The organism is Massilia sp. R2A-15, from assembly GCF_030704305.1.
Lineage (GTDB): Bacteria > Pseudomonadota > Gammaproteobacteria > Burkholderiales > Burkholderiaceae_D > JAFCUW01.
This window is the reverse complement of record NZ_CP131935.1, coordinates 2,100,889-2,117,556: the sequence shown is the minus strand read 5'-3', so window position 1 is coordinate 2,117,556 and position 16,668 is coordinate 2,100,889. Positions and strand designations below refer to the sequence as shown.

Genomic DNA, 16,668 nt, shown 5'->3' with positions numbered 1-16,668 from the left:
CTGGAGCGAAAATGCGAGGATAGCGAGTTGTTGCCTGTAAGTAAAGCGCGATGTGAGGATGTCAAGACGCCGCGCCCGGGGCTTTGCGCACGAACGCTTCGAACTCGTCGACCGGGACGGGGCGGCTGAACAGGTAGCCCTGGAAGGCGTCGCAGCCTTGCTCCATCAGGAAGCGGTGCTGCGCCTCGGACTCGACGCCTTCGGCGATGACGTCCAGGTCGAGGCAGCGGCCCAGCGCGAAAATGGTGCGGGTGATCGCCGCGTCGCTGGTGTCGCTCATCACGTCGCTGATGAAGGAACGGTCGATCTTGAGCTGGTCGAGCGGCAGGCGCTTGAGGTAGCTGAGCGAGGAATAGCCGGTGCCGAAATCGTCGAGCGAGAAGCACACGCCGCGCGCCTTCAGGCGGTGCATGGTCTCGATCGTCGTTTCGGTATCGTCGACCAGCAGGCTTTCGGTGATCTCGATCTTCAGCCCTTTCGGCGCGGCGCCGGCGCGTTCGAGCACATCGAACACTTCTTCGACGAAGCGCGGCTGGCGCAGCTGGCGCGCGCTGACGTTGACCGAAATCGTCAGGCGCCGCAGCTGCGGATCGGCGGCCCAGCGCGCCAGCTGCGCGCAGGCCTGTTCGAGCACCCAGCGTCCCAGCGGCAAAATCAGGCCGGTTTCCTCGGCGATCGGGATGAAGGCCACCGGCGAGACCATGCCGCGCCTGGCGTTGTTCCAGCGGATCAGCGCTTCGGCGCCGGTGACCGCGCCGGCGCGGTCGAGCTGCGGCTGGTAGTGCAGCAGGAATTCGCCGTTGTGCAGGCCTTCGCGCAGGTCGGCCTCGAGCGCGGCGCGCGCGCTGACCACCGTCTGCATCGCCGGATCGAAGAAGCGCACGCCGTTGCGGCCGGCCGCCTTCACCTCGTACATCGCCAGGTCGGCCTGCTTGAGCAGCTCGCTGGGGGCGGAGGCGCGGTTGTCGAACAGGGTGACGCCGATGCTGGCGGTGGTGTGGCGCGCAAAGCCGTCGAAGGTGACCGGCTCGGCGCAGGCGCGGGCGATGCGCTCGCACACCTGGCGCGCGATGGTCGCCGCCTCGGCCGGCTGCTTGCTGAGGTTTTCGAGCAGGATTACGAATTCGTCGCCGCCGAAGCGCGCCACCGTGTCGATCTCGAACACGCACTCGCGCAGGCGCTGGCCGACCTGCTGCAGCAGTTGGTCGCCTTTCTCGTGGCCCAGCGTGTCGTTGATGGTCTTGAAGTGGTCGAGGTCGATGAACAGCAGGGCGCCCATCGCGCCGGTGCGCGCGGCCACGGTGAGCGCGTGCTGCAGGCGGTCGAGCAGCAGCAGCCGGTTGGGCAGGCTGGTGACCGGATCGTAGAAGGCGAGCCGCTCGATCTCGCGTTCGGCCGCCTTGCGCGCGGTGATGTCGGTATTGATCGCCAGGATGCCTTCCGGCTTGCCGTCGTCGCCGGCGATCAGGCTCAGGGCCACCTGCACCGTCAGCGCGCTGCCGTCCTTGCACATGCGCGTGGTCTCGCCGTTCCAGTGGCCGGTCTGCAGCAGGATGTCTTTCACTGCGCGGAATTTTTCCGGTTCGTCGAGCAGCATCATGTCCACTTTGCGGCCCATCACTTCCTCGCTGGTCCAGCCATACATCCGCTCGGCGCTCTTGTTCCAGTACTGGATGTGGTCGTCGAGGTCGCGCACGATGATGGCGTCCTGCGCCTTGTCGAGCAGCGAGGCCTGGGTGCGCAGGCTGGCGTCGGCGTCCTGGCGCTCCAGTTCGGCCGCGGCGCGCGCGGCGAAGATGCGCAGCGTGGAGGTGACGAATTCCGAGCGGTTGATCGGCCGGCGGAACAGCACGAAGGCGATGCCCAGCAGCCTGCCGCTGGAGTCGCGCAGGCGCCAGCCGCCGTACGCGCGCGCGCCCACCGCGTCCGGCGGCGAGCCGGGGAACAGCTCGTTGGCCGCATCGGGAATGAAGATGTGCTCGCGCTCGAGCGCCATCTGGCACGGCGCGTCGGCCACCACGTACTTGAAGTCGGGCACCCGCACGCCGTCGATCACGGCGATCACCGAGCGCGCCATCAGCGGTTCGCCCGGCAGCAGGCGCGCGATCACGCCGCCGTCGGCGCCGACCGCTTCGGCCATGGTGCCGGCCAGCTGCTCGAAGAAATGCTCGCCGCCGGTGGTCGAGACGCTGGCGGCCATCTTGGTGAAGGCCGCCTGGAGCTTCTGCTGCTCCTGGCGCATGCGCACCGCCGTGATGCCGAACGCCAGGTTGTCGGCCAGTTCCTGCAGCAGGCGCGCCTCGTCGGTGTCGCTTTCGGCCACGTCCCCGGTGTACAGCACCAGCAGGCCGAAGGGCCGGCCGCCGTTCTTCAGCGGCAGGTAGACGGCGCCGCCGTGCCCGCACACCGCCTCGGCCGCGAGCGATGGCGCAAAGCGGAAATCCTGCGCCATGTCCTCGACGATCACCGGATCGCCGCTGCGAATCGCCACGCCGGCCGGCCCGCGTCCGCTCTCGTCCTGTCCGGACCAGCCGAGCGGCAGGCGGCGCAGGCAGGCCACGTCGTCCGGATGGCCGGCGTGCGCGGCGATCGAAATCGACTTGGCCGCATCGTGCTCCGCGTAGCCGACCCATGCCATGCGGTAGCCGCCCACATCGACGGCGATGCGGCAGACTTCGGCGATCAGGTCGGGCTCGCGCGCGGCGTGCGCTACCACGTGATTGCATCTGCTGAGCATTTGCAGCGCACGGTGCGCCTGCTTCAGCGCCAGCCGCGCCTCCTTGCGCTCGTTGATGTCGTGGAAGTACACGGCCAGGCCGTCTTCGATCGGGTAGCAGCGCACTTCGAACCAGGTGCGCAGCGGCGCGTAGTATTCCTCGAACGTGGTGACCCGCCGTTCGCGCAGCGCGCGGCTGTACTCGCGGTACGACGGGCCGCCGATCGCGCCGGGGAAGGCTTCCCACGCCAGCTTGCCAAGCAGCTCGCCGCGGCTGCGGCGCAGCAGGGCCTCGGCTTCCGGATTGAGGTAGGTGAAGCGCAGCGCGGTGTCCATCGTCAGGAAGGCTTCGCTCATGGTGTCGAGCGCCTTGGCCAGGCGCGCCACCAGCCTGGCGGGATCGTCTTCGCCGTGCGCGTGGGGCGCCGCCTCGCGCCATGCGACCTGGATGCGAACGATCTGGCCGTCAGGCAGGCGCAAGGCGCGGCCGCTCGACTCCACGCGGATGCGGCGACCGCCCGCAGTGGTCATCTCGACAGTGGTGTCCCACGGGTCGCCGTCGCGCGCGCAGCGCTCGAACAGATCGCGCATGGCGGCGCGCGATTCCGCGACGGTCATGGCGATGGCTGCGTCCACGCCAGGCGCGGCGCCGGCTGGAAGTTCGAGCAGGGCGAGCGCCTGCGGCGACCACCAGGTCGTACGCGCGGGCAGGTCCACTTCCCAGCCGGCGAAGTACGGCGCGGCGCGCTCGCTGTGAAGCGTGCGCGCATCCTCTGGTGACGGCGGGGTCATCGGACGCGCGCCTGCGGATGGTTCACTGCGGTGGGGTGCCCCATTTCGATCCTGTCCTGTACGAACACACATGTATGAGTAATACGATACAAGCTTTTTGTATAAGAGTACGCACCGGTCGCGGCGAAATTAACAGGTATTTCATGCATCGCTATAAGGCCCAGAGCGGTCGCGCCGCCGCGCGCATGGCGTCGCTCGTTCGGCGACACAATTGTCGCTAAATCTGCGACACAATTGATTGCCGGAAATATTGGCCGGCGCCTTCAGTGCGGGCGGGGCGGCCCGGCGGCGTGGTCAAGGGCGCCGCCGCGGGCGCGATTTTGCCATCGCCGCGCGGCTTGCACGGACGCCGCGCGGCTGGCTAGAATCCGGCTCGAACCCGCGGTGGCGTTGTTCGCATGTCACTGCCGCGCCACCAAATTTGCCACTGGGTTAACATTTGCACACCCTTTTTGAGCGAGCTTGCATGGATGATCAAGGATCCCGATCGGCTGCCACCTACTTTCCGGGGGAAGGGGAGATGGTGCGCGCGGTCCATGCGAAGGACTGGAGCGCCACGCCGATCGGGCCGGTGGCGCACTGGCCGGCCTGCATCCGCTCGGCCGTCGGGATCTGCCTCAATTCCGATTTCCAGATCAGCGTGCTGGTCGGACGCGAACTGGTGTACGTGTACAACGACGCCACCGCGCCGATCTTCGGCGACAAGCATCCGGAGGCGCTGGGCCGGCGCGTGGCCGACGTCTGGTCCGAGGCCTGGGCTTCGCTCGGGCCGGTGCTGATGTCGGTGCTGGACACCAGCCGCGCGGTGCGGATGGACGACTGGCAGCTGATCCTGCAGCGCCGCGGCTTTTCGGAGGAATGCTATTTTTCGGTCTCGTACAGTCCGATCCTTGATGACGACGGCCGCGCCGCCGGCGTATTCGTCGCAACGATGGAGACCAGCCGGCGCTTCATCAGCGAGCGGCGCCTGCGCACCCTGAACCACCTGGCCACCCAGGTCGCGCTGCGCCGCGGCGACGAACAGACGCTCGAGCTGGTGCGGGCGGCGCTGGCCGACAATCCCTTCGACGTGCCGCTGTGCGCGCTCTACCTGGCCGTGCCGGGCGCCGACTGCGCCGAGCAGGTGTTTTGCGCCGGCCTGCACGAAGGCTGCGCCGGCATCGACAAGCGCATCCCGTGGTCCGGCGACGGCGCGGGCGCGCATCCACTGTCACCGCTGGCGCGCTCGTTCGAACCGCAGACCTACGACGCAGCCGCGCTGCTCGCGCCGGCCGACACATGCGGAGCCTGGCCGGAGCCGCCGCGCGAGATCATCGCCCTGCCGTTCACGGTGCCGGGCTACGCGACCCCGCACGGCTTCCTGCTGTTCGCCGCCAACCCGCGCGCGCCGCTCGACCAGGAGTACCGCCACTTCATCGACACCATCGCCGGTCTGGTCGGCACCGCCGTCGCCGGCATCGAGGCGATCGCTGCCGAACGGCGCCGCAGCGAAGCGACGGCGGAGCTCGACCGCTCGAAATCGACCTTCTTCGCCAACGCCAGCCACGAACTGCGCACGCCGGTCACCCTGATCCTGGGCCCGCTCTCCGAGCTGCTCGAAAACACCGACGCCGCGCTGGCGCCAGGCGTGCGCGAATTCATCGAGCTGGCGCACCGCAACGCCCAGCGCCTGCACAAGCTGGTCAACACCATTATGGACTTTGCCAGCATCGAGGCGGGCCGGCTGCCGATGCGCCCCGAACCGGTCGACGTCGGCGCCCTGACCGCGGAGGTGGCCAGCCTGTTCCGCTCGGCGATCGAAGGCGCCGGGCTGCGCCTGGACATCCGCAACCGCCTGCCGGCCGGCGAGGCGCTGGTCGACCGCGACATGTGGGAGACGGTGGTCTCGAACCTGCTGTCGAACGCGTACAAATTCACGCCGTCCGGCGAGATCGCGGTCGAACTGGAGGCCGCCGCCGGCATGCTGCGGCTGACCGTGCGCGACACCGGCGTCGGCATCGCACACGACGAGCTGGAGCGCGTGTTCGAGCGCTTCTACCGCGGCGGCAGCAGCGCCGGGCGCAAGCACGTCGAAGGCAGCGGCATCGGCCTGGCGCTGGTGCGCGAACTGGTGCGCCTGTCGGGCGGCGGGATCGATGTCGCGAGCGTGCCGGGGCGGGGCAGCGCTTTTACCGTCACGCTGCCCTGGCGCGTGGCCGATGCGGCGGCGCCGCGCGCCACGCCACCCGCGCGCGCGCTGCGCCTGCCCGAACCGGTGGACGCGCGTCCGGCGCAGCCAGACGCCTTCGGCCCGCCGGCGGGAGACAAGCCGGTACGCGTGGTGGTGGTGGACGACAATGCCGACATCGTCCATTACATCGAGCGCCTGCTCAAGGACACCTGCAGCGTCGAATCGGCGCGCGACGCCGCAAGCGGCCTGGCCGCGGTGCGCGCCACCAATCCGGAACTGGTGCTGGTGGACGTGATGATGCCGGGCGTCGATGGCCTGGACCTGGTGCGCGCGATCCGCGCCGACCCGGCGATCCGCACGGTGTCGGTGATCGTGCTGTCGGCGCGCGCCGGCGCCGACGCGCGGCTCGACGCGCTGGCCGCCGGCGCCGACGAATACATGGCCAAGCCGTTCAGCGGGCGCGAACTGGTGGCGCGGGTCGCATCGCACGTGCGCATGGCGCGCATCCGGCGCGCGGCGTTCGAGCAGGAAGCGGCCCTCAAGCGCGAGATCGCCGAAGTGCGCCACGACCTGGCCAGCGTGCTCGAAGCGACCAGCGATACCTTCATCGGCATCGACGCCGACCTGCGCGTGCTGGCCCTGAACGAAGCGGCGGCTACCGACCTGGGCGCGCCCAAGCAGGAACTGATGGGACGCACGCTGCTCGAGATCGCGCCTTTCCTGGCCGGCAGCGCGCTGGAACAGGCGATGCGCGCGGCGCTGGCCGGCAAGCATCCGGCGCCAGTCGAATATTTCCTGCGTCCGTCGAACCGCTGGATCAACGTGCGCTGCTACCCGGCGCCGCACGGCGCGCTGGTGCTGGCCAACGACATCACCGAAGTCAAGTCTGCCGAGCAGATGCTGATCGGCGCGAAGATGGACCTGGAGCGGCGCGTCGAACTGCGCACCGAGCAGCTGCGCCAGGCCAACCGCCTGCTGGCGGCGGTGTTCGACCGCGCCCCGGGCGGCATTGCGATCACCGATACCAACGGCGTGTACGTGCGCGCCAATCCGGCCTACCAGTCGCTGGTCGGCTACAGCGAGCCGGAACTGGCCGGGCGCAGCCTGGCCGACGTCACCGTGGACGAGGATTTCCCGCCGACCGCAGCGCGCCTGCGCGCCTTGCTCGACGGCGTGGTCGCCTCGACCCAGATCGAGTCGCGCACGCGGCGCGCCGACGGCGCCGTGATCTGGGTGCACAACTTCATGTCGATGATCGAGGACGAGGACCGGCGGCCGCGCTACTTCGTCGTCATCGCCAAGGACATCACCGAGCGCAAACGCGTGGAGGCCGAGCGCCGCGCCGCGCAGGAAGAGCTCAACGTGCTGTACGAACGATTGCAGACCGTGCGCGAAGCCGAGCGCACCGCGCTGGCGCGCGAGGTGCACGACCAGCTGGGCCAGACGCTGTCGGCGGCGAAGATCGACCTGAAACTGCTGGAGCGCGACATCGGCGCGAACGGCGCGGCGCTGGCGCCGGATCAGGTGATTCCGGAGCTGCATTCGGCCTGCGCCACGCTGGACCGGGCGATGCAGCTGGTGCGCGACATCGCCACCGAGCTGCGCGCGCCGGAGCTCGACGGGCAGGGCCTGTACGCGGCAATCGGCTGGCACGCGCGCGACTTCGAGCGGCGCACCCGCCTGCCCACCCACGTCGAGCTGCCCGCCGGCCTGGCCCAGCCATCGCGCCCGGCCGCCGAGGCGCTGCTGCGGATCTTCCAGGAAGCGACGACCAATGTGCTGCGCCACGCCCACGCGAGCCAGGTGTGGGTCAGCGTCGAACGGCGCGGCGGCGCGCTGCTGCTGCGGGTGCGCGACGACGGGGCCGGCATCGCGCGCCAGCACGCGCGCGCGGTGCGGTCGCTGGGCATTACCGGCATGCAGGAACGGGCCGCGCTGGTGCGTGGCCGGCTGCGCGTGGGACCGCTGCAGCCGCGCGGCACGCTGGTGTCGGCGCTGATACCGATGGATGCGCAGCACAAAGAAAAAGGAGGACGACCATGATCCGCATCGTCATCGCCGACGACCACGAGCTGATTCGCGAAGGCGTCAAGAAAATCATCCGCTCCAGCGCCGACCTGCGCATCGTCGGCGAAGCGGCCGACCTTGCCAGGACGCTGGCGCTGGTGGCGCAGCACCAGCCCGACGTGGTGGTGCTCGACATCAGCCTGCCCGAACACGACGGCCTGGAAGGACTGGCCGAACTGCGCCGCCAGTTCCCGGAGCAGAAGGTGGTCATGCTCAGCATGTACGCGGAGGAGCGCTATGCGGTGAGCGCGCTGCGCGCAGGCGCCGCCGGCTACATCACCAAGGCGATGGCCGCCGAGGAACTGGTCAAGGCGATCCGCCAGGTCGTCGCAGGCAGCACCTATATCGGGCCGCGCCTGGCCGAGCTGCTGGCGCGTCAGGCGCTCGATCCCGAGCCGCGGCCGTCGCACCACAACCTGACCGCGCGCGAGGCCGAAATCGTCGCCCTGATCGGCGCCGGCAAGCAGGTCAAGCAGGTCGCCGCCGAACTGGGCATCAGCGTCAGTTCCGTCAACACCTACCGCAACCGCATCTTCCGCAAGATGGGCCTGTCGTCGAACGCGGCCGTGATCCGCTATGCCCTGAAGAGCGGCCTGGTTAGTTAATTGCCTACAAGCATGTGAATTTGACGCAACGTTATAGCTCCATTCCTTGTCGTTCATTTCGCGACAGCGCTATGCAGAATGCGTGACAGTTTCTTTCCAAGAACTATTTCCTGATATTTAAGTTACGCGAAAAATCAAGGACTTGGCGCGGTCCTGGACGCCTCCGGCGGCGTTTCGCAGCCGCGCACGGGTCGCTCCGTTAGCGAACTGAAGCAGGGATTTTCGTTACCATGGAGTTTGATTTCTCATTGCCGTAGCGCAATGAAGATTGCCGTCCGTGTTTACGAATAAGGTTATGTCAAGATGTCCAGGTGTATGTCGTTGCATTGCTGTTACTTCTTTTTGGGCTGCTGCGCATGATGGCGGACGCGGGGCATTTTCCTGAGCCGTCGCTGCTGGCGATCTTCGCCGCCGAGGCTCACGCCCACCTGCGGCAGGTCGAGGCGGACCTCGCCGCGCTCGGCCACGGGAGGGACGGCGCGGCGCTCGGCGCGGTGCTCGATACCCTGCACACCTTGGCCGGCGCCGCGCGCTCGGTCGACCTGGCCGAACTCGAATGGCTGTGTCGCGCGCTCGAGCGGGTGTTCGCCGCCGCGCGCGACACCGGCGCGGCCCCCGGGCAGCAGGGCGCCGTCGCCGCCGCGCTGGCGCTGGCGCCGCAGCTGACCGGCCAGCCGGCCGGCCGTATCCGCAACCAGGCGCTGGCCCTGTGCGGCCAGCTCGACGCGCTGGCCGCGCAGCTGGCGCAACCATTGTCGACGCCATGAGCACGATACGCACCGCTGCGGAGCAACCGGTCGACATCCTGGTGATCGAGGACAGCCCCACCCAGGCGCAATTCCTGGCGCAGATGCTGCGGCAGGCCGGCGGCTACGCCGTGCGCATCGCGGTGGACGGCCGCGACGGCCTGCGCCAGGCGCGCGAGGCGGCGCCCACGCTGATCGTCAGCGACATCGCCATGCCGGTGATGGACGGCTTTGCGATGTGCCGCGAGATCAAGAAGGACCCCGCCTTGCGCGACGTCCCGGTGATCCTGCTGACATCGCTCACCAGCCTGCACGACGTGATCCGGGGCCTCGACTGCGGTGCCGACAATTTCATCCGCAAGCCCTTCGACGGCAACTACCTGCTGGGCCGGATCCGCGTGATCCTGGCCAACCGCGGCACGCGCGCCGACCGGGTCCAGCTGGGCATGCAGGTCAATCTTGGCGGCCAGACCCACTTCATCACGGCCGAGCGCCAGCAGATCTTCGACCTGCTGATCTCGACCTACGAAGAAGCGATCCAGATGGCCGAGCAGCTCAAGGCGCAGCAGGAACGCATCGCCCATAACTACCAGTCGCTCGAGGGCCTGTACCGCATCGCCGAGGCGCTCAATCCCGCGCTCACCGAGCAGGCGGTGGGCGAACTGGCGCTCGAACGCCTGCTCGACTTCCCCGGCGTGCTGGGCGCCTGCATCAAGCTGTTCGGCGCGGACGGCAAGCTGCGCCTGGTCGCGGCGCGCGACTTCGCGATCGACAGCTACGCCAGCGACGCGTGCGCGACCTGCCAGTGCGAGCGGCAGCTGCGGTCCGGCGCGCTAACCGCGCCGCAGCTTGTGCTCACGTGCGAGCAGCTCGACCGGCCGCATGCCTGCATTCCGCTGGCCACCGGAGCCGGCACGCGCGGCGTGCTGTGCCTGATGACGAGCGAGAGCAAGCTGGCCGGCGACCAGTGGCAGGTGCTGGAGACGGTCGGCAACCAGATCGCCGTGGCCGTCGAGCGCGCGCGCCTGTACGGCAGCATGGAAGCGCAGGTCAAGGAGCGCACCGACGCCTGGCAGTCCGAGCGCAAGCTGCTGTCGGCGGTGGTCAACACCAGCGGCGCGCTGGTGTGCATGGTCGACACCGCGGGCGTGATCCGGCTGTTCAACCCGGCCTGCGAGCAGGCCATGGGCTGGCCGGCGCAAGAGGCGATCGGCCGTCCTTGCTGGGAAGTGTTCGAGAAGGCCAGCGGCGGATCGGGGCTGCGCCGGTTCTTCGAGCACCCGCCCGAAAGCACCGGGCCGTCGCAAGTGAGCGGCGTGTGGCGCGCGCGCGACGGCGGCTTGCGCGAGATCGTCTGGTCCACCACCTGGCTACGCAAGGCCGACGGCCAGGTCGAATATTTTCTCGGCACCGGTGTCGACGTGACCGAACTGCGCGGCGCCGAGGAGCAGGTGCGCTACCTGAGCAGCTTCGATACCCTGACCGGCCTGCCGAACCGCATCCTGATGCGCGACCGCGTGCATCAGATGAAGGAGCAGGCGGCCGGCAGCCGCGAGCTGGTCGGCTACCTGATGCTCAAGCCGGAACGCCTGCGCCTGATCGGCGAGAGCCTTGGCCTGGAGGCGGAGGAGGCGATGCTGCGCCAGATGGCCCGGCGCCTGGCGCGCTGGGAGCACGGCTCGGCCAGCGTGGCGCGCGTGGGCGAGCGCACCTTCGCCATCGCGGCGCTGCGCAAATCGCCCGAAGAATTGTCGGTGCTGGCGCGCGAGCTGCTGGCCGAATTGAGCCTGCCGTTCCTGCACGACGGCCAGGAGCTGCACCTCGAACCGGCCATCGGCATCGCCGTGTATCCGACCGACGGCGCGGACTACGACAGCCTGCTGCAGGGCAGCGAAGCGGCGGTGCGGCGCGCGCTGGCCGGCGCCGAGGAGCGCTACGAGTTCTACCGGCCGGAACTGAACCAGGGCGCGCACGAGCGCTTCCGACTGGAGAGCGCGCTGCGGCGGGCGATCGAGCGCGGCGAGTTCGTGCTGCACTACCAGCCGCAGGCCAGCCTGGCGAGCGGGAAGATCATCGGCATCGAGGCGCTGGTGCGCTGGCAGCACCCGGAACTGGGGCTGATCGCGCCGGGGCGCTTCATTGGCCTTGCCGAGGAGACCGGCCTGATCCTGCCGATCGGCGAATGGGTGCTGCGCCGCGCGTGCCAGCAAAGCTGCGCGTGGCAGCGCGAGGGGCTGCCAGCCGTGCCGGTGTCGGTGAACCTGTCGGCGCGCCAGTTCTCCGAGCATATCGTCATCACGGTCGAGCGCATTCTCGCCGAAACCAGGTTGGCACCGCATCTGCTGGAACTCGAGCTGACCGAGAGCGCGTCGATGGAAGACCCGAAGCGGACCTTCGAGATCCTGCGCCAGCTCAAGGACATGGGCGTCCAGCTGGCGATCGACGACTTCGGCACCGGCTACTCGAACCTGAGCTACCTGAAGCGCTTCTCGGTCGACAAGCTCAAGCTGGACCAGTCGTTCGTGCGCGAGATCGCAACAGATCCGCATGACCTGTCGATCGCGAAAGCGGTGATCGCGATGGGCCACGGCCTGGGACTGACGGTGATCGCCGAGGGCGTGGAGACGGCCGGCCAACTGGCGCTGCTGGCTGAAAACGGCTGCGATGAAATGCAGGGTTATCTGTTTAGCCGTCCGCTCGCCGCGGATGCCTGCGCGCGCCTGCTGGGAGAAGGCAGGGCGCTGGCGCTGGACAGCCTGCGCCTGGGCGCGCTGCCATGAGCCGCCTGCGCCGCCTGGTGCGCAACATGCGCGCCCTGCAGATCATCATGGAGCAGCCTGGCTCGCTCACGCTGCTGGCCGGCCTGCTGTTTACTATCGGCCTGTCGGGCGCGATCCGCGCCGGCGAACAGCAGCGCATGCGCGAGGACTTTGAACGGCGCGCCAATACCCGCATCGCCGCCATCCGCGAAGGCCTGGAGGGCGCGGTCGATGTGCTGGCCACGGTGAACCGGGTGTTTTCCGCGATGCAGCCGGTCGGCCCGCGCCAGTTCGTCGATTTCGCCCAGCCAATGTTGAAGGACAGTCCGCAGATCCAGTTCATCGGCTACCAGCGCGTGGTGAGCGATGCACAGCGTCCTGCCTACGAGGCGGCGCACCGCGCCAGCCTGCCCGGCTTCGAGATCCGCGCGATCATCGGAGGCAAGGCGGTGACGGCGCCGCACAGCCCCAGCTACCGCGTGGTCGATTACCTGGTGCCGATGGCCGGCAACGAAACTGCATTCGGACTCAATGCCGACTCGCGCACGGAATCGTTGGAAGCGCGCAACCGCGCCTGCGCGACCGGCCTGCCGTCGATGACGCCGCAGTACCGGGTGTTGCTGGGCAACCTGATGCAGCCGGGCTTCACGATCATGATGCCGGTCTACCGGCCAGGCGGCAGCGGCTGCTCGCAAGTCGACGGCTACGCAGTGGTCGGCGTTCTCAGCGGCGCGCTCTTCTCGCAAACGCTGGCCAGCGCCCGCCTGCTGGCCGAACCGGGCTTCGACGTGCGGGTCTACGAAGACCGCGTCGCCGCGCCGGGCAAGCTGGTTTTCCACCAGGGCGCGTCTGGCGCGCGTCCGGCCCTGCCGGTGCGCTTCGGCGGTGAGCCGCGCAACGCCAGCGCCACGTTCGATGTGGCGGGGCGGCCATGGCACATCGCGATCGCGGCGGCGCCCGCGCCGCTGCTGCCCGGCGGGCTCGGTTCGCTGCTGATGCTGGTCTGCGGCTGCTTCGGCAGCGTGCTGGCGGCGGCCTACGTCGGCGCGCTGGCGGCGCGCACGCGCGGGGTGCACCGGCTGGTGAAGGAGCGCACCGCGGCGCTGACCCTGGCGAACCGCTCGCAGCAACTGATGCGCCAGGCGGTCGACGCCTGCTTCAACGGCATCGTCATCATCGGCGCGCGGACGCCGTCCTATCCGATCGAATACGTCAATCCGGCGTTCGAGAAGATGACGGGCTATTCGCGCGCCGAAGTGAGCGGTCATGACGGCAGCAGGCTGGTTGCGGCCGATGCGGGGCAGGCCGGCGTGCTCGAATTGACCGCAATGATGGACGAACAGCGCGAGGGCAGCGCGGTGCTGCGCATGTGGCGCAAGGACGGCAGCGAGCTATGGACCCGTGCCTCCATCTCGCCGGTGCGCGACGCCGCCGGCGGCGTCAATCACTTCGTGGCGGTGCTGGCCGATGTCACCGAGAAGCGCCGGCACCAGGCCGAACTGGAATACCAGGCGGCGCACGACGCGCTAACCGGGCTGGCCAACCGCAAGCTGCTGCGCGAGCGGCTGGGCCAGGAGATCGCCGCCTGCGCGCGCAAGGGCCAGTCGGTGTGGGTATTGTTCGTCGACCTCGACCGCTTCAAGTTCGTCAACGACAGCGTCGGCCACCGCGCCGGCGACGACTGCCTGCGCGAGGTGGCGCAGCGGCTGGTGGCCGCAGTGCGTCCCGAGGACACGGTCGGGCGCCTGGGCGGCGACGAATTCATGCTGGTGCTGGCCGAGCGCGGGCAGGGCCAACTGAGCACGTCGGTGCTGGACCGGATCATGGAGTCGCTGGCGCGGCCGGTGACCATCGGCAGCCAGGATTTTTTCCTCAGCTGCAGCGTCGGGGTGGCCAGCTACCCGCGCGACGGCGACGATCCCGAGGCGCTGATCGAATATGCCGACCTGGCGATGTACTGCGCCAAGCAGCAGGGGCGCGACAACTACCAGTTCTACCTGCCGCAGATGAACCAGCAGGCGCAGGAGCGGCTGCGCCTCGAAGTGGCGCTGCGCGGTGCGCTCGAGCGCGACGAATTCGAACTGCACTACCAGCCGCAGCTCGACCTGCGCAGCGGCCGCATCGTCGGCGTCGAAGCCTTGCTGCGCTGGCGCCATCCGGAGCTGGGCATGCTGATGCCGTCGTGCTTCCTGGCGCTGGCCGAGGACACCGGCCTGATCGTCCCGATCGGCATGTGGGCCATGCGCCGCGCGTGCGCCCAGGTCTGCGCCTGGCAGTACGACGGCAGCCCGGGACTGCGGCTGGCGCTGAACCTGGCGACGCGCGAATTCAATCAGCCGGACCTGCCGTCGCTGGTGGCGCAGGTGCTGGACGAAACCGGCCTGGCGCCGAACTGCCTGGAGCTGGAGCTGACCGAGCGGATGGTGATGAGCGACGTCGAGCGAGCCCAAACCACCCTGGCAGGCCTGCGCACGCTGGGCGTGAGCGTGGCGGTGGACGACTTCGGCACCGGCCTGTCGAGCCTCGCGCAGCTGAAGAATTATCCGCTGGACGCGCTCAAGATCGACCCGTCGTTCGTGCGCGAAATTTCGGGCCAGCGTAACGACGACGCGATTCCCGACGCGATCATCTCGCTGGCCCACAACCTGGGAATGCGGGTCGTCGCCGAGGGCGTGGAAAGCGAAGCCCAGTGCGAATTCCTGGCCCGGAACATGTGCGACGAAATCCAGGGACGCCTGTTCGCGCCGGCGCTCGAAGCATCCGCGCTGAAGGCGATGCTGGCCGAAGACAAGCGGCTGCCGCCGCACCTGCTGCGCCTGCACAAGCGCGAACGCACGCTGCTGCTGGTCGACGACGAGCCGAACATCCTGTCCGCGCTGAAGCGCCAGTTGCGCGGCACCGGCCTGCGCATCCTGACCGCGGCCAGCGGTGCGGAAGGGTTGGCGCTGCTCGAGCGCGAGGCGATCGACGTGATCGTGTCGGACCAGCGCATGCCGGGCATGACCGGGGTCGACTTCCTGCGCGCGGTGAAGACCTCCCATCCGGACACGGTGCGCATCGTGCTGTCCGGCTTCACCGAGCTGCAGTCGGTCACCGACGCTGTCAATGAAGGCGCCATCTACAAGTTCCTCACCAAGCCGTGGGACGACACCCAGCTGCGCGGCCACATCCAGGAAGCGATGCTGCACAAGGAGATGGCCGACGAAAATCGCCGGCTCGACCTGGAGGTACGCACCGCCAACGCCGGCCTGGCCCAGGCCAACCGCCAGCTGGAAGAAGTTCTGCGCCAGCAGCAGGAACAGATCGCGCGCACCGGCATCTCGCTCGATATCGTGCGCGAGGCGTTGCAGCACGTGCCGCTGCCGGTGCTCGGGCTGGACGAAGAGCAGGTGGTCGCCTTTGCCAATTCGGCCGCCCAGGAGCTGTTCCGCCAGCACGGGATGCTGCTCGGCAGCCCGGCGGCGCTGTTCATGCCGGCGCTGCTGGAGTCGATCGCGCGCGCCGAAGACGGCGGCGCGTGCCTCGAACGGCTGCACGGCGCCGACTACGAAGTGGTCGCGCACAGCATGGGCAAAGGCACGCGCGCGCGCGGCCGCCTCGTCATCTTCAAGGCCGCGCTGGCGGCCGACATCAACAAGGAAGCAGCATGATCAGCAGGTACAAACAGTTGGACCTCGACGATGCCGAAGCCGGCATGGTCCTGGCCGCCGCCGTCCTCGACCACCAGGGCAGCGTGCTGCTGCCGGCCGGCGCGCCGCTCACCGAGGCCCTCCTGACCTCGATGCGGCGCCGCGCGATCGACAGCGTGAGCGTGGTCGACGACGCCATTTCAAGCGAGGACCTGGCGCGCGAGCGCGAACTGGTCGCGGCGCGCCTGGCGAAATTGTTCCGGTTGCCGGCGGCGAACGAGGCCAATGCGCTGCTCCAGGCCCAGCTGACCGCCTATCGCATGGAAAGCCTGCAATGACCCGGATCACGCTTGAACAAGTGGTGGCCAATGTGCGCGACTTGCCGACCCTGCCGCTGATCGTCACCGAACTGATCGCCACCTTCGACCAGGCCGACGTCAGCACCAGCGAGCTGGCGGCCAAGGTGTCGAAGGACCAGGCGCTGACCGCCAAGACGCTGCGGCTGGCCAATTCCTCGTTCTACGGCCTGCAGTGCAAGGTGCGCACCATCGAGCAGGCGATCGCGGTGCTCGGTTTCGACAGCGTGCGCGCGCTCGTCACGTCGGCCGGCATCATCGGCGCCTTTGGGGGCGCCGGCGCGGCCGGCTTCGACTTTGCCAAATTCTGGCGCCACGCGGTCGGCACGGCGCTGTGCGCCAAGAGCCTGGCCAGGCTCACCGGCCGCAACCAGGAGTTCGCCTTCGTTTCCGGACTGCTGCACGACATCGGCCGGCTGGTGCTGGTGACCATCTGCCCGAAGGAGTACGACGAGGCGATTGCGTACCGCGCGGCCCACGACTGCGAGATGATGGCGGCCGAACGGGAGGTGCTGTCGATCGACCACGCGGTGGTCGGGCGCGCGCTGGCCGAGCACTGGAAGTTCCCCGAACTGATCCGCCGCGCGATCGCCAACCACCACGCGCCGGCCGGGCAGGACCTTGGCGACATCGCCAGCGTGGTGCACGTGGCCGACGCGATCGTCCACGCGCTCGACCTGGCCGGCCAAGACGACGAGCGGGTGCCGGCCGTCGTGCAGGGCGCATGGGACAGCCTGCGCATCGACGCCGCCGGCCTGCGCCGCGTGTTTGCCGACACCGAATCCGAATTTGACAACGCGTGCCAGATCCTGATCGCATCGCACTGAG

Annotated in this window: 8 protein-coding genes; 7 read left to right on the top strand and 1 reads right to left on the bottom strand. The window is 68.9% G+C overall.

The window, feature by feature from the left end; all coding sequences use genetic code 11:
• Positions 1 to 61: 61 nt before the first annotated feature.
• Positions 62 to 3,508 (bottom strand): EAL domain-containing protein, encoded by a 3,447-nt coding sequence (locus tag Q4S45_RS09695; RefSeq protein ID WP_305511356.1) that lies wholly within the window; start codon positions 3,506 to 3,508, stop codon positions 62 to 64.
• A gap of 466 nt (positions 3,509 to 3,974) precedes the next feature.
• On the opposite strand from Q4S45_RS09695, the gene Q4S45_RS09690 reads away from it, so the two are divergent.
• The 7 genes from Q4S45_RS09690 to Q4S45_RS09660 all read left to right on the top strand — a co-directional run bounded on the left by Q4S45_RS09690 (position 3,975) and on the right by Q4S45_RS09660 (position 16,667).
• Entirely contained in the window at positions 3,975 to 7,721 is a 3,747-nt protein-coding gene (locus Q4S45_RS09690; RefSeq protein ID WP_305511354.1) for a PAS domain-containing protein, read from the top strand.
• On the top strand, positions 7,718 to 8,350 hold the full coding sequence (locus Q4S45_RS09685) for a response regulator transcription factor (RefSeq protein ID WP_305511352.1): 633 nt from the start codon (positions 7,718 to 7,720) through the stop codon (positions 8,348 to 8,350). Before Q4S45_RS09690 ends, Q4S45_RS09685 begins: the two co-directional genes overlap by 4 nt.
• 326 nt (positions 8,351 to 8,676) lie before the next feature.
• Positions 8,677 to 9,117, top strand: coding sequence for an Hpt domain-containing protein (locus Q4S45_RS09680; RefSeq protein WP_305511350.1), 441 nt, complete (start codon positions 8,677 to 8,679; stop codon positions 9,115 to 9,117).
• A complete protein-coding gene (locus Q4S45_RS09675) occupies positions 9,114 to 11,876 on the top strand; it encodes an EAL domain-containing protein (protein WP_305511348.1) in 2,763 nt (920 codons plus the stop codon). Before Q4S45_RS09680 ends, Q4S45_RS09675 begins: the two co-directional genes overlap by 4 nt.
• Positions 11,873 to 15,505, top strand: coding sequence for an EAL domain-containing protein (locus tag Q4S45_RS09670; RefSeq protein WP_305511346.1), 3,633 nt, complete (start codon positions 11,873 to 11,875; stop codon positions 15,503 to 15,505). Before Q4S45_RS09675 ends, Q4S45_RS09670 begins: the two co-directional genes overlap by 4 nt.
• A complete protein-coding gene (locus Q4S45_RS09665; RefSeq protein ID WP_305511344.1) occupies positions 15,502 to 15,822 on the top strand; it encodes a hypothetical protein in 321 nt (106 codons plus the stop codon). Before Q4S45_RS09670 ends, Q4S45_RS09665 begins: the two co-directional genes overlap by 4 nt.
• Positions 15,819 to 16,667 carry an HDOD domain-containing protein gene (locus tag Q4S45_RS09660; RefSeq protein WP_305511342.1) on the top strand — a complete coding sequence of 283 codons (849 nt, stop codon included), beginning with the start codon at positions 15,819 to 15,821 and terminating at the stop codon, positions 16,665 to 16,667. Before Q4S45_RS09665 ends, Q4S45_RS09660 begins: the two co-directional genes overlap by 4 nt.
• The last annotated feature ends 1 nt before the right edge of the window (position 16,668 follow it).

Coding starts and splice junctions, on each gene's coding strand:
- Q4S45_RS09665 (WP_305511344.1), top strand. CDS start 15,502: ATGATCAGCAGGTACAAACAGTTGGACCTCGACGATGCCGAAGCCGGC.
- Q4S45_RS09685 (WP_305511352.1), top strand. CDS start 7,718: ATGATCCGCATCGTCATCGCCGACGACCACGAGCTGATTCGCGAAGGC.
- Q4S45_RS09660 (WP_305511342.1), top strand. CDS start 15,819: ATGACCCGGATCACGCTTGAACAAGTGGTGGCCAATGTGCGCGACTTG.
- Q4S45_RS09670 (WP_305511346.1), top strand. CDS start 11,873: ATGAGCCGCCTGCGCCGCCTGGTGCGCAACATGCGCGCCCTGCAGATC.
- Q4S45_RS09675 (WP_305511348.1), top strand. CDS start 9,114: ATGAGCACGATACGCACCGCTGCGGAGCAACCGGTCGACATCCTGGTG.
- Q4S45_RS09695 (WP_305511356.1), bottom strand. CDS start 3,508: ATGACCCCGCCGTCACCAGAGGATGCGCGCACGCTTCACAGCGAGCGC.
- Q4S45_RS09690 (WP_305511354.1), top strand. CDS start 3,975: ATGGATGATCAAGGATCCCGATCGGCTGCCACCTACTTTCCGGGGGAA.